Genomic DNA, 21919 nt, shown 5'->3' on the forward strand with positions numbered 1-21919 from the left:
GGTCAGAAATATTATACGCTTGTATCTTTCTTTTTCTTGTGCACCTGTATAATAATGTATATATTTTAGAAGTATATACATTATATTTAAGACCATTATCTATTTAAAAAATCAAAAATGCAAAAAGTGATGAATTAGTTATATTATACTGATTCATCACTTTTTTAGTTTTTATACATAGTCATTGAAAAAATTTTCTTTTCTTTGGAAGATTTTTTCTAAAACTTTTAACTTATTTTTATTAATATTTATATTTCTTAGCTTGAGCAAGTCTTTTATCTCTATTTGCCCAAAATATAACAGTGTGAAATCTGAAATATCCAATGTCATATCTGCATTTTCATTATTTAGAGATTTCTTGCTGAGTGAAAAAGTTTTATTATTTTCTTCAATGATACTGTCTTTTATTTCTATAGTTACATCTTCATCAATATCAAGAATTTCAATCGCTTTTTGCACGTCCAGTATTCTTACCATCATAAATGGCTCTAGCTTGTAGCTTACTTTATTATCTGAGACTAAATAGTTTTTTAAAAAGCCATTAGACATATCGTGCAATACTACTGAATTTGTCTGTGTGTAGTGTAATTTTATCATTGCGAAAAACGCATCATAAACTTCAGCACTATTTCCATATATTTCTTTTACAAAGACATTTTTACCATTTCCAAATCTAGGAGAAAAAATCATATAACCCTCTAGTCTGTCCTCTATATACGCCAAGTAAATAGCTAAATTGTCCAGCTCAAGCTCTTTATTTCTCTGAGTAAAATATTTTTTATCCCTTTTTATATAGCTAAATTTATCTGACATTACACTGTTATAAAAATCTGCCAACTCTTCAAAATTTTCTATTTTCGCTCTTATTATTCTAACATTTTTTGGAGATTTTACGTCTATTCTATCAAATGGCAGTGCAACTGAAAACATATCAAATATATTTGTAAAGCCATACCTAGTGTATATTTTGCTGTCTATAGCCATTAGTAAGCTAAATACTCTGCCCAAGTTTATTTCATGCTTTAAGGCATATCTAATAAGCTCAGTTACCCTGCCCTCACCTCTCCTATTGGCAAGTGTAGATACTCCCACTATATATGATGCGTCTGTAACTGTATTGTTTACGCTCAGTTTATAAGGATTAAGCATCAATGAGCTAACCACTTCACCATTGTCTTTGCTCACTAAATTATAATCTAAAGCATATCTTTCTTCAAAATAGTATTTTACAAAGCTTTCATCATCATCAAAACAGTAATGCCATAAATCTATAACCTGCAATTTATCTTTTTGATTAGCAAATTCAATACTCATAATTTACTCCAATTTTTTACTTACAAAAAATGTATTTTAATCTTCATTAAAATACATTTAGCGTATCTGATACAAACGAATATTATATCACGAATTTATATTTAATTTATTTTTCTATAAGTGTATATTTTTCAACTAATTCTATTGGATAATAGGACTCCTTGGCTTTTCTAAGATTTTCCAAGCCTAGGTCGTCCTCACGATTTACATAGGCAACGTTTGGAAATTCTTCACATAAGAATATCTTGTTTATAGCAGGATAAAGTCCTCTTATGTCAGGGTTTGCCTTTTCTATATGGATGCAAACTGTATCAGCCTTTAGCATATCTCCAAAAGTAAAAGCCTCCAGTCTGCCATCTATGTAGATACCGCCCACTTTAGTATCCTTGTGCATTTCATAATGTGAAAATATTTTTTCAATCGCTTGTCTTTCGATTAGTATTGTATCGTCTACAGTCTTTTCCACTGCCCATCTTCTGAGCATTTCTAAAGCCTCATCAAATTGCTCTCTATTTGTCAGCCTTTTGTATTCATATCTTCCTTGATATTGCTTAATAAAGGAATTGAAATGATTTTTTTTTGAATGGAGCTTTCTGCCTGAAAGCGTACGAAGTTTTTCCGCATCATACATATAATCAAAAACATCTCTGTCTTTATAGATTTCAAATCTTGACGGATAATCCTGCTCTATAAACTCAGCATATTCCTTGGGTACAGCTCTCATGATTATTTTATCCGTATTAAAACAATTTATAAAAATTTTTTTTAGCTCTTTTAAATCTCTTTCCCATCTTTTTTTCTTTGAAATTGGTACAAGAGAAAAATAACTCTTATTATCTATACCATATATATACATTGTATCGTCATTTTCCATTACTTTAGTGTTATATAAATGCTGCCACATATATAATGTCATAAAGCTGTACTCACAAGCTTTATAATCAACCAAGTCCATATATCCTTTAATCAAGTCCTTTTGACTAAGGTCTATAACATGAGCAGTACACATTGCATCACAAGACAAGATAAAACCCCCAATTATTTGTAATTTATTATAAAATTTCTCTCATATAATACCCAAAATTTACAGATATTACACTTTTTAAGCGTTTAATTTATACTAAACCGCTATAAATTAAAGGTCTAATAGTTGAACTTTAAAGCCAATTATCAGACCTTTTTATATATTTTTATCCAATGTCGTCTACTGAAACATTTTTATAATAAAAATCGTAGTACACGCCCTTTTTCTTTAGTAGCTCTTCATGCGTACCATACTCTGCAATACCGTTTGTTGTCAAAACATAAATCACATCTGAGTCTTTTATAGTAGAGAGTCTATGGGCAATAGTGATAGTTGTCCTACCCTTTGCCAATGACTCCAGCGATTGTTGTACTATAGCCTCACTTGTGTTGTCTAAGGCAGAGGTTGCCTCGTCTAAAATTAGTATAGGCGGATTTTTCAAAAACACCCTTGCTATGCTAACCCTCTGCTTTTGTCCTCCTGAAAGCTTTGCTCCTCTTTCTCCTATATAGGTATCAAATCCGTCAGGTAGCTCCATAATAAAATCATATGCTCCGGCTAATTTTGACGCCTCTTCAATTTCCTCTATAGTCGCATCTTTTTTGCCGTATGCAATATTTTCTCTGACTGTACCCGAAAATAAATACACCTCCTGCTGAACTATGCCTATATTGTCACGCAGGCTTTTTTGCTTGATATCCTTTATATCAATGTCATCTATAGTAATTCTACCTGAATTCACGTCATAAAATCTTGGTATCAGATTGGAAATAGTAGTCTTGCCTACTCCTGACGTGCCCACAAAGGCTACCTTTTGCCCACTTTTTATATTAAAATTCAAGCCATCTAATACATAATCTTCGCTGTCATCATAAGAAAAATGCACATCATCAAAGGCAATATCTCCTTTGACGTCTTTAAGCTCTATTGCATTTTCTTTGTCTATTATGTCATTTTTGGTAGACATTATTTCTGTAAATCGCTCTATACCTGACATACCCTTTTGGAACTGCTCCATAAAATCCACAATTCTTTTTACTGTAGCAAGCAGCATATTTACATATAAGGTGTAAATAAACATATCTGATGGAGTAATTTGCCCTTTTAGTAGCAAAATGCCTCCAAAAACTATTACTATTATATACATCAAGCCGTCAAAAAGTCTTGATACAGTATGAAATGCAGCTAAATATTTATAAAAGCTCTTTTTTATGCCTAAAAATCTTAGATTTTCTTTATGAAATTTTTCGATTTCTAATTCTTCGTTGGCAAATGACTTTACAACCTTTGCCCCCAAAATATTATTTTCAATACCTGAGTTTAGCTCACCGGTTTGAAATCTTTGCTGTTTTTGAGTATGCCTCATAAATATATTATATTTAGAAATAGATATAACCATTATAGGTAATACCATAAAAATTGCCAATGTAAGTGGTACATTTATTCGAATTAAAATCAAAAATGAAATTAATACTTTTATAAAACCTATAAAAAATTCCTCGGGACAGTGATGAGCAAATTCTGTCACATCAAATAAATCCGTAGTAATGCTCGCAAGTATCTGACCTGTCTTATGAGTATTGTAATATGAATAAGGTAGCTGCTGTATGTGGGAAAATACGTCATATCTCATATCGGTTTCAATCTTTGCCCCGATTACGTGCCCTATATTTGCCATAAAATAGTTTGCAACTGTATCCAATATTCTCACAACTAAATATATAATTCCAAGCTTAATTATCAAATCAAGTGTAAGGTTGGCTATATCATTTTGTGCTGTACTTGTAAGCTTTCTCAAAAGGAGTGGCAAAACTAGGTCGCACATTGTCGAAAATGCTGCACAAAATAAATCTAAAAAAACTATCCATTTGTATTTTACAAAATATGGGGCAAATCTTTTTATTAAATAATAAGTGCTATGCCTTCTTTTTGTAATTGTTTCTTCCATAAATCTTTCCTTCTACTTAAATACGCCTTGACTCCTCCAAATATCCTCAATAGCATCGAACCTAGATTTTACTTCCTCTTTTTTCTTATTGCTTATTGAAACTATTATTGCATTAATTAGGCTAAGTGGTGCTACAAGTGAGTCTACTATAGACGACATACTGTTTACAGCAATTAATGAATAATCGGCAAATTCACATATAGGAGATGACTTAGCATCGGTAATTGCTATTAAATTTGCATTCTTGCTTTTAGCATAATTCATCAAATCATAGGTCTTTGTAGTATATCTTGGGAAACTAATACCGATTAGCATATCATCACTATTTATATCTACGATTTGTTCAAATACATCTGTATATGTGTACTTAATCAGTTTCACATTTTCAATCATAAGCCCTAAATAATATGCAAAATATTCGCTAAGGGAGGTTGACGTTCTAAGACCTACTATGTAAATCGTGCCCTTGCAGCTTAGTATTTTCTCTATTATGCTGTCAAAATCATTTATGTCTATTTGAGATAGGCTCTGCTTGATATTTTCCATATCCTTTTTCATTACGCTTTCAAGGATTTTATTTTCGCCGTTGTTGTATAGGTTTAATTTTGACCTTTGGGTAATTGTAAGCTGTTTTTTTACCATTTCCTGCAAGTCCTTTTGCAAGCTTGGATATCCATCATAGCCTAGAGCATAAGAAAATCTTACTACTGTAGACTCACTGACGTGTGCCTCTTTGCCTAAATTTGACGCTGTTAAAAAAACTGAGGTATCAAAGTTTTTTAAAATAAAATCTGCAATTTTTTTATGACCTTTGCTAAATTTGTCATATTTTCTTCTTATCTGCAGAAAAACATCTGCTGAGTTATTCATAATTTACCTTCTCACTAATTAATGTTATTCTAATCATATTTGACATTTTTTAAAAACAAACCATGCGGTTTAGCTGTAGGTCCTGCATAAATTCTATTTTTTAAATTCATAATAGAAATTATATCTTTTTCCTCTTGTCCAATCCCTATTTTGACTAAAGTACCTACAATAATCCTAACCATATTATATAAAAATCCATTTCCTGTAATTTCATAAGTTATAAGGTCATGATTTTTAATAAACTTGGAATTATAAATAGTTCTTACCGGATTTTTTTCTATGCCTTGAACAGTTTTATAAAATGAAGTGAAATCATGCTCACCTATTAATAGTGATGCATTTTTTTGCATAAGCTCAATATCAAGCTCTGCTCCAACCTGCAAGGCATATTTATTATAAAAGGGATTTAAAATCCTGCTGTTGTAAATATTATAAATATAAGTCTTTCTTTTTGAAGAAAATCTTGCGTTAAAATCGTCTTTGACAATTTCCGCCTTTAATACTCTTATATCCTCCGGTAAATACGCATTTATTGCATAATGAAGTTTGTCTGCTGGTATGCCAGTATCTAGCTGCATACTTGCTACTTGGCAAAGAGCGTGTACTCCGGCGTCAGTCCTGCCTGATGCAGTTAATATCACTTTTTTTTGTGTAGCAGCGTAGACTGCCTTTTGCATTACATTTTGAATGGTCAATTCGTTACTTTTTTGCTCCTGCCAGCCGTGATAATTAGTGCCGTCATAAGTTATATCAAGCTTGTAATTTTTGTCCATAAATCATTTCTTCCTGTGACAATCATAAGCACAAAAAACGCTACTAATAAAAAGTAAGCATTAAAATCTCTTTGCTTGTATGAAATTTGTTTCATTTTGGTTCTTTTTATATCTGAGCCATAGCATCTTGCCTCCATAGCCATTGCAAGCTCATCTGCTCTACGAAATGCACTTACAAATAATGGCACTAGTATTGGTATCATGCTTTTTGCTCTGCTTATGACATTTTTACTTTCAAAATCTGCACCTCTAGCCATCTGAGCCTTCATGATTTTGTCAGTCTCGTCTAAAAGCGTAGGAATAAATCTAAGTGCAATTGTAATCATCATTGCAAGCTCTTGAGCCGGAAACCCAAATCTTGCAAGTGGAGAAAATATTTTTTCTAAAGCATCGGTAAGCTCAATCGGACTTGTTGTAAGGGTAAGTAGCGATGTTCCAACCATTAAGAAAAATAATCTCAATGCCATAAATACTGCAAAATCCAAACCCTCTTTAGTAATGGTCAACAAGCCGTACTTAAAAAGCACTGTATCTCCTTGAGTGAAAATAATATTTATCACAAAGGTAAATATTATAAGATATAGTATTCCCTTTATTCCTTTTAATACAAAGCCAAGTGGCACTTTGCTCATTTTTATTAAAGTTAAAAGAAATATCCCTGCAATTAAATATGCAAAATATCTATCTATCAAAAATACGCTTATCATAAAAACAAAGGTAAAAAATATTTTAACCCTTGGGTCTAGCTTGTGAATGATTGAACCGGTGGGATAATACTGCCCTATACTTATATTACTTAGCAACTTTTCCTCCGATATTTTTAATTATTTCTGATTTTATCTGTTCAATTCTGAGCACCTCATCAGATATACTGTAACCGCATTTATTTAATATGTTTTTTAACTTGATAGCATCCGGCACGTCCAGTCCAATTTCTTTTAGACGCTCCTCATTTTTAAATACATTTACCGGAGTGTCAAAATATTCTATCTGCCCTTTGTTCATTACCAACAATCTGTCTGCAATTTCTGACACATCACTCATGGAATGGGATACCAAAATTATTGTATTATTTGTTTTTGCGTGGATTTTTTTAATGTTACCTAGGATTTCATTTTTTGCTTTTGGATCAAGACCTGCGGCAGGCTCATCTAAAATAAGCACCTCCGGTGACATCGCAAGCACTCCCGCAATAGCTACTCTTCTTTTTTGACCTCCGGAAAGCTCAAATGGTGATTTGTCCTTGTACTTTTCAAAAGACATTCCAACTAAATCCATTGAGGTTTTTACTCTTTTATTTATTTCTTCATCGCTAAGTCCCATATTTTTTGGACCAAAGGCGATATCTTTTTGGACTGTTTCATCAAATAATTGGTATTCAGGATATTGAAAAACAAGACCTACTTTTCTTCTTACCTCTGTAAGCTTTGCATTTTGTTTTGTTATATCCACTCCATTTATTACTATACTTCCACTTGTCGGCTTAATCAAGCCATTAAGCTGCTGTATTAATGTGGATTTACCACTGCCTGTATGACCTATTAAAGCTACAAACTCTCCTGTTTTTATTTCAAAGCTCACATTTTTTAATGCTACTGTCTCAAACGGAGTGTTTGGAGAATATATAAAATTTAAATTGCTTACAACAATTGACATAAAGCATCCTTCATTTCTTGTATTGTTAATATACTTTTATCGATTTTTATACCCTCTTTATTCAAAAGATATGAAAGGTATGTCATAGGAGGCACATCAAGACCAAGTGACTTTATCTTGTCAACCTGACTGAAAATTTCTTTTGGTGTGCCTTGCATTGCAATCTTACCACTATCCATTATATAGATATAATCTGCATCAACTGTCTCTTCCATATAATGGGTTATGTGAATAACAGTAATATTTTCATTTTTATTTAAAAATTTAACTGTATTCATTAAATCCTGTCTGCCCTTTGGGTCAAGCATGGCAGTGGACTCATCAAGTATGATGCAATCAGGGTGCATTGCCAATATTCCTGCTATTGCAACCTTTTGCTTTTGCCCTCCGGATAATAAATGTGGAGCTTTGTGCTTAAACTCAGTAATCTTTACAGTTTCAAGAGCCTCATCGACCCTTTTTCTTATTTCTGAGGACTTAATACCAAGATTTTCCGCTCCAAAAGCTACGTCGTCCTCTACAATTGTGGCAACAATTTGGTTGTCAGGATTTTGAAATACCATACCACATTTTTTTCTAATTTTATAAGTATCCTCCGCCTTGCTAGCGTCATATCCGTCAATGATAACTGTACCTGAGGTTGGTTTTAAAATTGCATTTAAATTTTTTGCTAATGTAGATTTACCTGAGCCGTTATGCCCTAACACTGCAATAAATTTACCCTTAGGAAATGATAAGGTTATGTCGTCTATGGCTCTGTTGACTGCGTCTAAATCCTTATACTCATATATCAAATTTTTTATTTCTATAAACTGTGACATCTAGTCTCCATCAATAATCTATTAAAAATTGTAATCCGTTTTAATTTGCAATTTACAATCGTTATTTCGTCAAAATTACTTGCTAATGATACCATAATTATGCAAAATTTTCAACATTTAGATAATAAAACGAAATATTTAATGCAAATTTTTGATATAAGTTATCAGAAAATTTAAAATATTATATTTAAAGCTTTTTTCAACATATTGCTTTTTAAGGCTATTTGAAACAATTTTCTTATTTATATTGCCACCTTTTAGCTTTACATTGGATAATGGTGCTACACTATAAAAGTAGACAAATAATAAGACAAGATGTATCATAAAAATAAACACAAAAACAAGGAGGTTTTATGCCAAACAAAGGAATAAGATATGACTAAGATTTTAAAAAAACTATTGTAGATTTGCACCAATGAAAATAAAGTCTGCAAAAACCATCTAAAACAGCAATTTAACCAAGATGCTCCTAACAAAATATGGGCAAGTGATTTTACTTACGTAAAAGTAAACAGTCATTGGTATTATTTGTGTGTTGTTATGGACTTGTTTTCAAGAAAGATAATTGGCTGGAATTTATCTTCAAAACACGATGTAGATCTTGTAAAAACAGCATTTGAAAAAGCATACGAAAAAAGAAAATATCCAAAATCGTTAATGTTTCATTCTGACAGAGGCTATAAGTACAACTCAACATCCTTTAGAAATCTGTTAGAAAGCTATGGAGTTTGCCGGTCTTTGTCTAAAAAAGGCTATCCTTATGACAATGCCTGTTTGGAGAGTTTCTTTAAGCAAATGAAATCAGAAGAAATAGAAAGCAGAACTTATAAGAACATAAAAGAGTTATATTTTTCTTGTTTCGAATACATCCAAAGGTACAACAATAAAAGACCTCACGGTTCACTTGGTTACTTAACTCCAAATGAGTACGAGAAAAAATATCAAGAAATGAGTGTGTAATTTTTTATATTTATTAGAAAAAATATTCCAAAAATGTGTCCAAAGTATTGACTGCTACGCAGCCAACCCTTTCTGTTTATTATGGTGATTAACATTTTAGGACATTTCGTGTATAAGTGCAATTTTTTTTTGCAAAAAAATATCTGCTGAGGTCTACCCCCCACAACAGATATTATAGAACCTGAAAAAATGCAGTTGTGTTTTACGAGTGGGATTGCTAACGCTGCGAGCGTAAAAAAGCAAAAGTGCACCGAGAAAAATACAACTGCATTTTAAATCAGATTTTAGTATTATTTATTTTTGTCTACAAATTTTCATCATATCTGTTCTTATTAGGAATATACACCTTAGCTGATACTGCCCATATTGCAAGTTCTGCTTTGTTATCACAACCCACCTTTTGACACATATGCAGGATATGGCTTTTTATAGTGGATTCCTGCACATTCATGTGACTTGCAATCTTTTTCACGCTTACATATTGCAAAAGCAAATATAAAACTCTTAGCTCAGTAGGTGTAAATTCTGATAAATTTGCATTTCCGATTTGTATATCCGGTATTTTTTCCGGATAAATATGCTCTCCGTTCATAGTCCTTTGTATAACCTCAGATAGAGATATTTTACTAAAATCCTTTAGCCAAAAACTCTCAGCTCCAGCACTTTCTGCCAGTGCAAACATTCTTATATCTATATACGATGTAGTGATGATTATCTTTGTATTTGGAAATTTTTCCTTGAGCTTTAACGTTGCCTCTATACCATTTTTATCACCTTTTGTATTTATATCCATCAAGATTAAATCGACTTTTTTAACATCACAAAACACAAAGGCGTCTTCAGCGGAGCTTAATGTGCCAAGTACTTCATAACCACTTAGGTTTTCTTTTATATCGTGTATATATGCACTTTGTATGTTCCTTTCGTCATCTACTATCAAGACATTATACATAAAGCTCTATCACTCCTTTTTTTATTTTTCACTACAATTATACTCCTTAAACAAAGATATATCTATAGTTTTTATGCGTTGTAAATAAAATTTGTAGCTACTTAGATGGTGTTGTTATCTCCAAAATAACCTATTGCAAAATCATCCTGCACTATATAAGAGCCATCTTCACCACTAAGCTCTACTGTTGTAGTGCTCACCTTGTCGCCTGATTTTACCTCTATTTCAAAGGTAGGTACAATTTCTCCAATCATTACCTGCAATACCATAGCTGAGCAACCATCTTTTGCTACCATGCTTGCAAGCCTCTTTTCTCTTTTGAGATTACTTGTATTCTCATCAAACTCTACCTTGTATACATTCACCTCATCGCCGATATATCTAGGTATCAAAACAAACTCTGTATCTGCACTGGGCATTTTGATAGCGACACTTGGCATATTTTCACAACCTGCAAAAAGTGTTTCATATACTCCGAAGTCGGAGGTTTTTACTATTGCCATATCAATATTTTTGGGATAATCCTCAGTCTCAAACCAATTGGTCTGCATTTTTTTTGATGAATACATTTTTTTTAATGTCATAGACTTAGCTCTTGTTATTACTACTGCTCCTTCTTCGCCATACCAGCTCACATCTCTACCGCTGTCTGGTTCTTGTCTTGTATAGCCAAGCAAGTCTGCTAGATAAGCTACAGATATAAATATTCTACCGTTTTTTACCATGTAGCGTGTGTAGCCTGTAGACGCATCATAGTATGCACTTTTTTGTATATTCAAAATGTACGGATTGTTGTCACTTTTATCCACAAATCTAGCCTGCTTGATGCTGGAGTCATATTCTACAGTCATGCCTAGTGCCTCTGCTGCCGCTCTCATTGGTACCATAGTACGATTTTGTAATATAAACGGTGCTTGGTCAATATACTTTTCATCATTGTCTATATACACTCTGTCCTCACCGATGTGGAATGTAACTATGGTTACTTCCTTTCCATTATCATCGTTGTCGTTTGCGTAGCCTTGCTGGTTTTCATCACTTTTGCTATTTTGAGGTTGTTTGTCATAGTTTTCGTTTTTTGTTTTGTTTGACGTATTTTGTCCTTGATTGTTGTAATTACTATTTTGTGTGCTCGATGGCTTATCTATTGTCCTAGTTTTTTGACTTGAGCTACTTGCTGCGTCTTGGTTGCTGCCACCGCTAGGTAAATTGTTGCGATATGCCTTTTTATAGATTAGTTTCGCATTTCCACGTCTATTTTTATCAAAGGTCATAGTTTGAGACGGCTCATATCTTACAAATTCCATAGTAGTTATATCTTCTTTGTAAGCTGACAAATTAAGGCTTTCCCCTTCGCTACCTTCTATCAGCTTTTGAGCCAATATCTTATGTCCACTCTCAGACAAATAGTTTATATAGATGTAGCATCCGCCCTGCTGCTTATCGGCTTGATAATTATTTTGCTCTTTGTCATTAGCAGATTGTTTATCATTTCCCCTCTGCCTTTGCTCTTCTTCTCTACTTCTCATTGCCTCTTCGGGAGTAATGCTTTGCATTTGATTGTATGGATAGTCCGGATTGTTTTCTTCATATACACTATATCCATAGGATATGTTGGTGCAGATAAGCATAGCAACAGCTAAGGTTGCTAGTATCTTAATTTTTCTCATTTATAATCCTCCTAACTTTGGCAATCCTAAACACTAATTTAATTAATTCACTATAAGAATAATATACAAATTACCGACAAGAATAAATTAAAAGTCATAAATCCTTGCACTTTTTATTTAGTATTGCACTTGTATTACAAATATAAAACCTCTAACATAAGATTATTTCTTTTAAATATTTTTGTCTTTACAAGTTGCCTTTTGGTAGTTCTATCTTGTTTTCATCGTGCATTAGTCTATTTACCATAGCTGCGACTTCTGCTCTTTTGATGTAGTCATAAGGGTGAAAGTCCATATTATCATCGCCCACTGCTACACCCATACGATAGAGGGTGAGTATTTCATCAGCGTGAGCTGAGTTGCCGTTTGCTACGTCTGATATGTTTGTCAGTGGTACATTCGGATTTGGAATGAATTTATTTTGCCTTTGGTCGCACCTAGATAGCATAGCCGCCACCTCGTGCCTTTCTGCATATCTGCCGTACGCTCCTAGCCAGTTTTCTGCGTCCTCAAGTTTCATATTGCCATTATCTATGTCTTCATTTTGATATATCCCTTTTTCATAGCAATATTTGACGTACGTCATATACCACTTTTCGCCATTTCTAGCTGACATTTCCGGATTGTTACCTGACAGATTTGCATTTACCTTGGCAGCTATCACCGCTATTTCTGCTAGGGTGACATTGTCCTCAGGGGCAAATTTTGTGTCCGATTTGCCATTCATTATGCCGTCCTTGTAGGCTTGATATACATCTGCTAGATACCAAGAGCCATTTCCTATGTCTAAAAAAGGTAGGTCTGTAAAATCTTCTCCCACTGCCAAGGAGCTTGTCATAGGACAAATAGCTAAAAATAGCATAGCACTTAAAATAGTCACTGCAATTTTTTTCAAATACATCACCTCCATAGACAAAATAGCAAAAACAAAAATTTTAAGTTAAACACATTTGCAGCTTTCAATCTTTTACTAATTTACTTTTAAAAAAAGTTTCTCCAATATTAAAATCGAAGATATGTTTAACCTATTTCTAATTGACGGCGAATATCTCCTTATATGTGTCAGTTGCTACGTCGTATTCCATCATCAGCATACCGCCACTAGCTATAAAATAATGTCCTACCAGCTCTGCTACATCAGGATTTTTTGGGTTGTCTTTTCTGACAGTGAGCGTATATCCATCTGCCACATATCCGTCACCATAAGGCTGTTTAGCCTCCATCACGTCAAATACATATAGCACGTCATTTTCGCCTACTATACCTAATATTTTTAACCTTTCGATTACCTCTTCTCCTGCATTGTTTTTGTTGATATATGCACCCAAGTATCCGTCAAAGTTGTCATAAAGTGTTACTGTCTTGCTTGCATTATCCCATTCTACGTCCATACCAAACATCTCTGACAAGGCTCTGAGCGGAACCATAGTCCTGCCGTTTAATATAAATGGAGCGGTGTCTAACACTACCGGATGGTCATCATCATTTACCCACATATTTTTGTCGCCTATATACAAAAATATTTCTAACTCATCATCAAACACCCATATTTGTTTTATTGCTTCGTTGTAATTAACCTTAGCACCACAAGCCTCCGCTATCACACGAAGTGGCACAAATACGCGTGAGTTTCTTATAACTGGCATCTGGTCTGACGATAAGTTCGCTCCGTTGTAAATGATATCTATTGCATCAGAGCTTGTAGAAAAAAGTCCTATAGTCAATACAAGTGTTAATATCAACAATAACCCCTTGGATATTTTTTTCATGGTATCTCCTTTCCTAATACTAACTTACATAAGAAAATATAGTATTAGTTTTAATTATAAAAATTTTTGCATGAGGTAGTAGCATAAATTTCTTTTTAATATATATGTTATAATTTTCAAAGTAATTTAGCCTAAAAATTGCCTCCGCCTCCGCCGTGAGTTTCTCCTGACGAAGAAGTGTGCGTGTCGCTACCGGAATTTTTTTCCTTTCTCACCGATTGAACAGTGTGGTACAAGAAAATGTCTTGCGAATTCATCAGGTTCATACTACCTGCTCTTTCGTAAGATGCAGCAGATTTTTGTTTTCTGACTGTTTTTAAATCCGACTTTGCCATTTGTGTTCTAGCAAATCCTCCGCCCAATCCCGCTACAAGTCCTATAGGTATGAAAAAAAGTGGGAATGGTTTTTTAGGCATATGTCCTGTATCGAATGGCTTGCCGTTTTTTGCCTCTGTAATAAACATATCGCAAAGCTGAGCATATTTTGTGAATGCGGTTATGTAATCACTGTCACTCAAATATGGCACAAACTCATCTGCAATGTATCCTCTGCCTGCGTCAGTGATAGCAGTAATGCCGTAGCCTGCTGTAGATATATACCATTCACTGTATTCCATATTGACAAGTAACAATATCCCGTCTTGACCAAGCCAATATTCATCATAATAATCATCGGCAAATTCCTCAGGTGTACATTCGTCTATGCTGTCCATAGTCACTATTGCCACATTTACTCCCTGCCTGTCAGATATTTCTTCTAATTTTGCTGACAGCTCTGTTTTTTCGCTGTCATCTAGTAGATTAGCCTCATCGTTAAGCAAGCCTTGAGCAAATGAACGGCCTGTTATAAAGAATAGACAAAGCATAAGTGAAGATAAAAATAGTGTAATTTTCTTTTTCATGTTTTGCCCTCCCTTTACATAAATAAAAACCAATAAGCCGTCAAAATCAACATAGCAATGACTGAAAAAATCGCTCCGCTAATAGCTGTCATACGCATAGCTGCACTGCTATCCACCGGTAAATCTCCGACAAACTTGCCCGTCTGTCCATTCATAGCAAAGGTGTATTTTTGGTTATTCCATGTGGTGTTTAACACCCACACCGGATAAAGAGCATATTTTGCTATTCCATTTTTGAGCTGTATACCTGAATAATCAGGGAATACTGTCGTGTATCCTTTAACCGTTTTCAAAAAAGAGTCCTCTGCCGACTGCTTTACTCTCTCATTTGCTCTAAGTATGCTACCCTCTGCGTCAATGTCGTACTTATCCGCTACATAGCCTGCTAGATATGCAGTCTTAAAATCTACTGCATCCTTTATATCAAACGGCTCTATGGACTCCATAAGCTCATCCTCCATCTTTTGTGAGCCATCGACCGGCACATTGTCAAAGCCTATAGTGCCACTTCTCCTTAGAGTAAAAAAGCTGGTGTCTGTATATTCATAGCTACTGTCACTCCACTTGCGTACTTGTGTCGCTTTGTATGTGATGTCGGCATATACATCTGCATCAAACAGCCAAAATGGCACATATACTCCCATCACCTTGTCGATGTGATTTTGGTCTTTAAATATTTTCGGCAACAGCTTTTTACCTGATAAGTGTCTTTCCAAGGCTGCCTTGGCAGCTTTTTTATCCAGCTTAAAAGGTATCACTAGGTCAGGCTTTAGCATACCGCTAAATGTGCTAGGCATAACCACTGAGTTACCACAATACGGACAAGCTGTAGAGCCCATTGTATCATCACCTACTATTTCACCTCCACATGATTTGCAGGTGTATGTTTTTAAGCCCTTTGTCTCATTTTCTTCCCACTGCTGTCCTGCTGTAGTATCCCATTTCATTTCGTCTGCCGGCTTATTTTTTCCGGCGTCATCGTAGCTCTTAAAAGCCTCTGCATCTACCTCCGTACCGCAGTATTCACATTTCATCTTTTGACTTTTGCTGTCAAAGACTAACGTACCACCGCAAGCTGGGCATTTAAATTCGTTTATATCTGCCAATTTACTCATCTCCTCTGACAGTTGTATTGAAGATTTACAAAATAGTAGCAAAATATACAAAAGTAAAACAAGCTTGATTTGCATTTTGCAAAACGTATCATTACTTTTGTATATTTCTACTAAAATTTATACTAAACATCACCTGAATTTTGGAAAAGCCTCCTATATATCTAAAAGCCATATGAGTATATCTAAAAGCCATGTGAGCGTAAAAAAGCAAACGCACTGCTAGATAGACATATAGAAACTTTTCCACTGTTCAATAAGTTAATAATATTAGTATAAATTTTAAGAAAAATAATTATTTTTATCTTTTTGAGCCGCAACTTTGACAAAAACTTCCGCTTGAATTTACGCTACCACATTTTTGGCAAGTCCAGCTCCCATTTTGCGCTTGATTTTGTTCTTGAGCAAAACCGCCTTGATTTATCGGCTGACCTTGGTATCCACCTTGCTGAGGATAACCTCCTTGCATTCCATTGATCATTCCTTGTTGTGGAAATCCTCCTTGCATTCCATTCATCATTCCTTGTTGTGGAAATCCTCCTTGCATTGTTCCCATCATTCCTTGTTGTGGGAAACCTCCTTGCATTGTTCCCATCATACCCTGCTGTTGGAAACCGCCTTGCATTGTTCCCATCATACCCTGCTGCTGGAAACCGCCCTGCATCATATTTGGCATCTGCTGATGATTTAGCACTGCTACTAGATTATTCATTTCTGTTTGCAATTTTTGATAGTCTAGGGTATTTACGCTATCTGGTTTTCTGTATCCTGTTAAATCTATTTTTATCTCTTTAAACCATGGACTGTCTACTTCAATATCAACTATAAAGCTGTACTTGTATTCATATCTTGGTGGCACGAAACTCCTTCTCTCATTATTGTCATCTGTAAAGTACATTTCGTTTCTGTCCTCTTTTACTTCTCCATCGCAGTACACTACTCTACCTATATCTATTATATCAGGATTTGCCTCTCTCCAGTCGGTATCATCAGTGATTATAAACTTTTGGGCGTTCATATCTACCATAACTTTTGTACCATCTCCAAATGTCATAGTAGGGTGAAAATCATTTAGTTGTCTTTCATTTTCTTCTCTATATGCTAACTGTTCTTTTATTTCTTCAATTGTAGAATGTCTTCTATCGTCAAAAAATGGAGACAATTTTTTTGCACAATTTTTGCACATATTGCCATCTTCAAGTTTTCTATTGCCTAACATCCCGATTTTTTCACCACATATATCGCAATATTTCTTATCAAAAAATCCCATATTACCCTCCTACAAAATAAATTTAAGCGTTTTTGTTTAGATTAGCTCCATACACATATAGTCCTGGCAGTATGAAACCGGTAAGTGCAGATAGTAAATTAAACTTTCCTCCTGCTATCACTGCAATCACGTTTGATATCACTGTCAAAGCTATGATGATAATACCATAAGTAAACAGCTTTTGTGCTTTTTCTACATTTTCACAATTTGCTACTCCGGATATGCCAGCCACTAGATTTATCACTGATGATATTAGTGCTATCACTACTGCAACTGTATACATACCTACATTTACACCCGCTGCTGCAAGTGCACCCATACCTAAAAAGCCCAAAACTGATACAATTAGTGTCAATACTCCACCTATTATCATTATAATACTTGGTATCTTAATAAAATTTTTTCCTGGCATAATACACCTCCAAAAATTTGTTTAATATGATTAGAATTTTTAATTACTTTATCTAAATCCTAATATGAATATATCTTATAGGTTTGCAGTGATTTTAAATAGAATAAGCTCATTTGAGGAGTCGTCTTCTCTTTTTTGTGTCAATGCTGCATATATATTGCCGTCATTTCCTTTAGCCATATTGCATATCCAAGGATAGCTTGTGCCAAATAAATCTCCGTCTTCTACTTCACCGATATATGCTCCGTCCTTTGACCACAAAACAAATGACCTCATATTGCCGTCAGAGCCTAGATAGTAGCTTTTTCCCTCTACCATTCCTGTAATAGAGCCTAGGGAGTCTGCGTTTTCTCCTTTTAGTGCTGCAAGCAGTTTGCCGTTTACATCATATACTCCTACGACATGGTTAGAGCTTATAGTGCCACAAATAAATATTTTGTCATCAGACAAGCACGCATTTGATACTAACTCAAATGCTTTTCCGTCAATCATATCAAATGTAATCGGTGTCTTAGTCAGTGACGAATTTGCACCTAGGTCAACTTTTTGTATCTTAGTTATATCTGTAAAATACTCTAGTCCCCATGTACCTTTTGGACTTATAATGAAATTATCTTTGGTTTCCAGCTTGCCTGTTTCCTCTGTACCTGTAAAAATCTTGGTTGACTTCATAAAATCGCTCACATAGACTTTACCATCGTTTGCTACTGAAATAAATTCGTAATCGTCTCCCAAATCAACTGTTTTTTCCAATTTTAATGGCTCAGCATTCTTATAAATTAAGAGATTGTTCTTATTGAGCAAATAAATATAATCTCCAGCTTGTACTCCTCCGCCTAAAAAGGTTTCGTATGTCGTAACAGACTCGTCAATATTCATCATGTGAGCTGCTAAATCAACACTGCCAACCTTTACAGTCTTGTCTGAAAAGCTCAATTTTTCTCCATCCCATGGATAAGGTGCATCTGTTTGGTCTACATCTTCTGTAAGTAGAGAGAAAGAATCTACTACTCCTTTCATTTCTTCACTGTAGTCATCGCCTGTAAAATCTATGATTATATCAGCATTAGCCTTGGCATCTCTTGATAGCACTTCTACTTCTCCTGATGCTTTGATTACGATTGCGTCATTGTCGTCAACCTTTGTCATATTGTCCAGTTTGCCATCTGCAAAATCCTTTAAAGAATGTCCGTTATCCACTATTTCTTTCCTAAATGATGTCGGGTCTTTGTCTATTTTCACACAAATGTAAGCAATCATTTTTCCTGATGAATCCACATATTTTTTTGCATCGTAGTCATCGGTAGGCTCGTCCGCATTTTTGGTATCTTCTGTCCAACCTTTTGGGAGTGCGGCTTGCCATAGCTTTGATTTTGTGATTTCTCCGTTTACTTCTTTTTTGTCTTTTTCTTGAGTTGCCTCAGTCTTGCTTTTATCCGTTGATGATGTCTTTTCATCAGTCTTTCCTGAGCAAGCTGCTAGGCTCACCATCAACGCACCGCTTACCAATAATGCTAATATCTTTTTACACTTCATCGTTACCATCTCCTATAAAAGTTTAATATATCTTAGAACATATAAAATACTTTTAATTTTAATGCTGATTTTGATTTTACTCTTATACTATTATCTATTTAAAAAATCTATGTTTGAAAAGATGCAGTTGTGTTTTACAAGCCGGATTGCTAACGCTGTGAGAGTAGCTAACAAAAGTGGCAAAAGGAAAATACAACTGCACTTTCAATTAGGTTTTTGTATTACTCCTTTGACATCTATCAAAATCCAACAAAATCAAGAATTGTCGAAATATATTTGTTAGAGATTTCATCATGTTCTTAGTTTTTCACTATTGCTCCTTGCACAATATTTGCATTTATCCTATCTTGTCATTATCATTAAATGTGTCACCACATTCAGGACAAAACTTTGGTGGGTTGTGTGGGTCTTCAGGTTCCCAGCCGCATTTATCACATTTGTATAGTGGTGCTCCTGCCGGTTTGGCAGAGCCACAATTTTGGCAAAACTTGCCTTTATTAACTGTACCACAAGAGCAAGTCCAGCCATTTTCCTTTGGTCTTTGACTTCCACATTCAGGGCAAAATCTTCCTGTAGCTGTCGCTCCGCAAGAGCAAGTCCATGTTGTGCCTTGCTGAGCTTGGTTTGCTTTTTGTTGTTGATTTTGATTTTGCATATTTACCTGCTGATTATTTTGCATTTGCTGTTGCTGTTGTCCCATTGCAAATAGATTTTGTGCGTTCATGCCTCCTGCTTGCGTTGCCATTCCCATTCCCATAAAGCCCATCATCGCTCCGTTAGGATTGTTTGCCGCATCTTTCATAGCCTGAGATTGTGCTCCTACTAGTGTAGCTGCTGCCATTGTAGGGTCTCTCATTATAGCTACTCTTTGTGCCTCTTTTATCATTTGTGCGTCTTCTTCCGGCAAGGTAACCGAATTTAACGCTATCGACACTATGGAAAGTCCACGCAGGCTTGACCATTTTGCAGTGAGTGTTTCATTCATTGCTTTGGATAAATCCTCTGTATGTGATGGTATTGCATTTGGTCTTATTTCCATATCTGATATTTTTGCAAGTGCCGGTTGCAGGGCACTTATAAATTCTGTTTTTAACTGTCCGTCTATTTCTTCTCTGTCGTAGTAATTAGTGATATTGCCGCATACATTTGTATAAAATAGTATAGGGTCTGTTATTTTATATGAATATACTCCATTACATCTAATGGATACGTCAACATCTAAGCCGATATTTTTGTCCACCACTCTAAATGGTACTGGATTTGCAGTGCCGAATTTGTTATCTAATATTTCTTTTGTGTTGAAGTAGTATATTCTTTGGTCTCTGCCTGTGTCACCTCCGTATGTAAATCTTTTTCCTATGTTTTTAAAGGTTTCCATTATGCTATCGCCTAAATCACCGGAAAATATTGACGGTTCACCATTTATGTCATAGGTAAAATTCCCCGGCTCTGCACAAAGTTCAACTACTTTTCCATCTTCTACTATTATCATACACTGCCCATCTGCTACAGCTATGCCTGAGCCATTGGTGATTATGTTGTCGTTTCCTTTCGTATTTGATGACCTGCCGGATGTTTGTTTTTGTCCTTTTACCACCAAGATTTCTTTATCTATGGAGTCGCAGTAAAAAAACTCTTTCCACTGGTCAGCTAAGTTTCCTTCTACTGCACCAAGTGCTGCTTTTATTAGTCCCATAGTTTTCCCTCCTACTTTTTATTTTATATCAATCTTTTAATATTGTATGATTAAGTCAAATTATAATATTATCTAAAATTTTTTTCGTCCACCAAACTAATGATATTTTTGAAAAATTTTGGTATCATCTCATATATTTTATGATAAATATATATATAAAAACAACTAATATGCTTGACAATAAGCAGAAGTATATTGTTATATAAATAAATATTAATTATCTTATTTTTACTTGATAGTCAATTTGGACTACCAACATCTCATATTAACTTTTTGGAGAAAATATCATGTCTTTAAATATTGAAGAAGAAAAAATTTACTTTGATGATTATAAATTATTATTAGGGAAAAATATCGAAATCGATAAAGCTTATATTCATTGCATGGAATGTCTAATTGAGTGCAAAACTACACAAGAATATGCAAATTACTTTTCTAGTAGCAATGAGGCAACTAAGAGCAAATTTCATGCTACATTGATTAGTAGTACCGAACAATTTAAAGGTGGTATAAAGAAAAATTTTACTAATTATTTTGCTTCAGATGAGTGTCGCGTCATGAGAAATCTAGTAGAAAACTCATTCGATACTAGTATGTACGACATGAATAAAGTTTGTTTAGGTTACTCCAATGAAATACTGCAAAAATTTCAAAATGATTTAGCTAGAACAACAAAAAATTATCAAGATGCTAAAGATGAATTTATTAAATTAGCTAGTTAGCATAGTTTTAACTTGTCAGCTACTTATTGTTTTACTAATTATAAACATTTAATACTATTGTCTAATAAAAAGCTCAACATATTTATCTCGGGTTGCTTTTTACCTTAGGCAAACACAAGTAAAGCAATTTGCTGAACATATTGAGCCTTTGTTAATAATTTAATTAGATTTAAAATAATATAAATATACTAAATATATAGTAATTCTATTATCTATTTGAAAAATCACTATGTTTTAAAATCTGCAGTTGTGTTTAACTTGCGGGATTGCTAACGCTATGAGTATAGAAAACAAAAATTCCAAAAGAAAAATACAACTGCACTTCCTATTATATTTTACAAAGTTAAATATCTTCATTTATCGTGTTGCCTCAAGGTATGAGAGTTTAATATAAAATAAAAAATCTACTCACATTGATATGAGTAGATTTTTATTTTATAACCTATATTTATTTTATTGTTATTTACTTTCAGCTTTTTCTTTTTCTGCTTCTATTAGTTTTGTCAGTTCCG

General features: G+C 34.2%; 20 protein-coding genes. 2 read left to right on the plus strand and 18 right to left on the minus strand.

Going from position 1 to position 21919, the window contains the following annotated elements:
• Positions 1–171 precede the first annotated feature (171 nt).
• The 8 genes from BBG48_RS09200 to BBG48_RS09235 form a co-directional block, all read right to left on the minus strand.
• Positions 172–1314 (minus strand): GNAT family N-acetyltransferase, encoded by a 1143-nt coding sequence (locus BBG48_RS09200; RefSeq protein WP_068912047.1) that lies wholly within the window; start codon positions 1312–1314, stop codon positions 172–174.
• Between the two features lie 106 nt (positions 1315–1420).
• Positions 1421–2338 (minus strand): DUF2156 domain-containing protein, encoded by a 918-nt coding sequence (locus BBG48_RS09205; protein ID WP_243123034.1) that lies wholly within the window; start codon positions 2336–2338, stop codon positions 1421–1423.
• A 166-nt stretch (positions 2339–2504) separates the two neighbouring features.
• Positions 2505–4286 (minus strand): ABC transporter ATP-binding protein, encoded by a 1782-nt coding sequence (locus BBG48_RS09210; RefSeq protein ID WP_068912045.1) that lies wholly within the window; start codon positions 4284–4286, stop codon positions 2505–2507.
• Positions 4287–4298: 12 nt separating this feature from the next.
• Positions 4299–5156, minus strand: a complete 858-nt coding sequence (locus tag BBG48_RS09215) for a MurR/RpiR family transcriptional regulator (protein ID WP_068912043.1) — start codon at positions 5154–5156, stop codon at positions 4299–4301.
• A gap of 29 nt (positions 5157–5185) precedes the next feature.
• Complete coding sequence (gene truA, locus BBG48_RS09220; RefSeq protein ID WP_068912042.1) at positions 5186–5929, minus strand: tRNA pseudouridine(38-40) synthase TruA; 744 nt, start codon at positions 5927–5929, stop codon at positions 5186–5188.
• The gene (locus BBG48_RS09225) at positions 5902–6732 is read right to left on the minus strand and encodes an energy-coupling factor transporter transmembrane component T family protein (RefSeq protein WP_068912040.1); all 831 of its coding nucleotides are present in this window, start codon (positions 6730–6732) and stop codon (positions 5902–5904) included. The genes truA and BBG48_RS09225 overlap by 28 nt, the downstream gene beginning before the upstream one ends.
• Positions 6722–7585 (minus strand): energy-coupling factor transporter ATPase, encoded by an 864-nt coding sequence (locus BBG48_RS09230; RefSeq protein ID WP_068912038.1) that lies wholly within the window; start codon positions 7583–7585, stop codon positions 6722–6724. Before BBG48_RS09230 ends, BBG48_RS09225 begins: the two co-directional genes overlap by 11 nt.
• Complete coding sequence (locus BBG48_RS09235) at positions 7570–8406, minus strand: energy-coupling factor transporter ATPase (RefSeq protein WP_068912036.1); 837 nt, start codon at positions 8404–8406, stop codon at positions 7570–7572. The genes BBG48_RS09230 and BBG48_RS09235 overlap by 16 nt, the downstream gene beginning before the upstream one ends.
• A gap of 405 nt (positions 8407–8811) precedes the next feature.
• Here BBG48_RS09235 and BBG48_RS09240 point away from each other — a divergent pair, with 405 nt between their 5' ends.
• Positions 8812–9366 (plus strand): IS3 family transposase, encoded by a 555-nt coding sequence (locus tag BBG48_RS09240; RefSeq protein WP_116170964.1) that lies wholly within the window; start codon positions 8812–8814, stop codon positions 9364–9366.
• Positions 9367–9670: 304 nt separating this feature from the next.
• On the opposite strand, the gene BBG48_RS09245 is transcribed toward BBG48_RS09240, so the two are convergent.
• The 10 genes from BBG48_RS09245 to BBG48_RS09290 form a co-directional block, all read right to left on the minus strand.
• Positions 9671–10318, minus strand: a complete 648-nt coding sequence (locus BBG48_RS09245) for a DNA-binding response regulator (protein ID WP_068912034.1) — start codon at positions 10316–10318, stop codon at positions 9671–9673.
• A 101-nt stretch (positions 10319–10419) separates the two neighbouring features.
• The gene (locus BBG48_RS09250) at positions 10420–11988 is read right to left on the minus strand and encodes a copper amine oxidase N-terminal domain-containing protein (protein ID WP_068912032.1); all 1569 of its coding nucleotides are present in this window, start codon (positions 11986–11988) and stop codon (positions 10420–10422) included.
• Between the two features lie 187 nt (positions 11989–12175).
• The gene (locus BBG48_RS09255) at positions 12176–12883 is read right to left on the minus strand and encodes an S-layer homology domain-containing protein (RefSeq protein ID WP_068912031.1); all 708 of its coding nucleotides are present in this window, start codon (positions 12881–12883) and stop codon (positions 12176–12178) included.
• A 136-nt stretch (positions 12884–13019) separates the two neighbouring features.
• The gene (locus BBG48_RS09260) at positions 13020–13757 is read right to left on the minus strand and encodes a copper amine oxidase N-terminal domain-containing protein (RefSeq protein WP_068912030.1); all 738 of its coding nucleotides are present in this window, start codon (positions 13755–13757) and stop codon (positions 13020–13022) included.
• A gap of 131 nt (positions 13758–13888) precedes the next feature.
• Complete coding sequence (locus BBG48_RS09265) at positions 13889–14659, minus strand: TPM domain-containing protein (protein WP_068912028.1); 771 nt, start codon at positions 14657–14659, stop codon at positions 13889–13891.
• 14 nt (positions 14660–14673) lie between these two features.
• Positions 14674–15765 carry a hypothetical protein gene (locus BBG48_RS09270; protein ID WP_068912026.1) on the minus strand — a complete coding sequence of 364 codons (1092 nt, stop codon included), beginning with the start codon at positions 15763–15765 and terminating at the stop codon, positions 14674–14676.
• Positions 15766–16072: 307 nt separating this feature from the next.
• Positions 16073–17041, minus strand: a complete 969-nt coding sequence (locus BBG48_RS09275) for a DUF4428 domain-containing protein (RefSeq protein ID WP_068912025.1) — start codon at positions 17039–17041, stop codon at positions 16073–16075.
• A gap of 22 nt (positions 17042–17063) precedes the next feature.
• Positions 17064–17453, minus strand: a complete 390-nt coding sequence (locus tag BBG48_RS09280) for a hypothetical protein (protein ID WP_068912023.1) — start codon at positions 17451–17453, stop codon at positions 17064–17066.
• Between the two features lie 75 nt (positions 17454–17528).
• Positions 17529–18989: an NHL repeat-containing protein gene (locus BBG48_RS09285; RefSeq protein WP_068912021.1), complete on the minus strand. Its 1461-nt coding sequence runs from the start codon at positions 18987–18989 to the stop codon at positions 17529–17531.
• A gap of 337 nt (positions 18990–19326) precedes the next feature.
• Complete coding sequence (locus BBG48_RS09290; protein ID WP_068912020.1) at positions 19327–20685, minus strand: SPFH domain-containing protein; 1359 nt, start codon at positions 20683–20685, stop codon at positions 19327–19329.
• A gap of 287 nt (positions 20686–20972) precedes the next feature.
• Between BBG48_RS09290 and BBG48_RS09295 the strand changes: the two genes are divergently transcribed.
• Complete coding sequence (locus BBG48_RS09295) at positions 20973–21407, plus strand: hypothetical protein (protein WP_068912018.1); 435 nt, start codon at positions 20973–20975, stop codon at positions 21405–21407.
• Positions 21408–21919 lie beyond the last annotated feature (512 nt).

Origin of the sequence: Criibacterium bergeronii, assembly GCF_001693775.2 — a bacterium.
In the GTDB taxonomy this organism is placed as follows: Bacteria; Bacillota; Clostridia; order Peptostreptococcales; family Filifactoraceae; genus Peptoanaerobacter; species Peptoanaerobacter bergeronii.

Coding starts and splice junctions, on each gene's coding strand:
- BBG48_RS09200 (WP_068912047.1), bottom strand. CDS start 1,314: ATGAGTATTGAATTTGCTAATCAAAAAGATAAATTGCAGGTTATAGAT.
- BBG48_RS09210 (WP_068912045.1), bottom strand. CDS start 4,286: ATGGAAGAAACAATTACAAAAAGAAGGCATAGCACTTATTATTTAATA.
- BBG48_RS09215 (WP_068912043.1), bottom strand. CDS start 5,156: ATGAATAACTCAGCAGATGTTTTTCTGCAGATAAGAAGAAAATATGAC.
- truA (WP_068912042.1), bottom strand. CDS start 5,929: ATGGACAAAAATTACAAGCTTGATATAACTTATGACGGCACTAATTAT.
- BBG48_RS09230 (WP_068912038.1), bottom strand. CDS start 7,585: ATGTCAATTGTTGTAAGCAATTTAAATTTTATATATTCTCCAAACACT.
- BBG48_RS09235 (WP_068912036.1), bottom strand. CDS start 8,406: ATGTCACAGTTTATAGAAATAAAAAATTTGATATATGAGTATAAGGAT.
- BBG48_RS09245 (WP_068912034.1), bottom strand. CDS start 10,318: ATGTATAATGTCTTGATAGTAGATGACGAAAGGAACATACAAAGTGCA.
- BBG48_RS09250 (WP_068912032.1), bottom strand. CDS start 11,988: ATGAGAAAAATTAAGATACTAGCAACCTTAGCTGTTGCTATGCTTATC.
- BBG48_RS09260 (WP_068912030.1), bottom strand. CDS start 13,757: ATGAAAAAAATATCCAAGGGGTTATTGTTGATATTAACACTTGTATTG.
- BBG48_RS09265 (WP_068912028.1), bottom strand. CDS start 14,659: ATGAAAAAGAAAATTACACTATTTTTATCTTCACTTATGCTTTGTCTA.
- BBG48_RS09275 (WP_068912025.1), bottom strand. CDS start 17,041: ATGGGATTTTTTGATAAGAAATATTGCGATATATGTGGTGAAAAAATC.
- BBG48_RS09280 (WP_068912023.1), bottom strand. CDS start 17,453: ATGCCAGGAAAAAATTTTATTAAGATACCAAGTATTATAATGATAATA.
- BBG48_RS09285 (WP_068912021.1), bottom strand. CDS start 18,989: ATGAAGTGTAAAAAGATATTAGCATTATTGGTAAGCGGTGCGTTGATG.
- BBG48_RS09290 (WP_068912020.1), bottom strand. CDS start 20,685: ATGGGACTAATAAAAGCAGCACTTGGTGCAGTAGAAGGAAACTTAGCT.
- BBG48_RS09295 (WP_068912018.1), top strand. CDS start 20,973: ATGTCTTTAAATATTGAAGAAGAAAAAATTTACTTTGATGATTATAAA.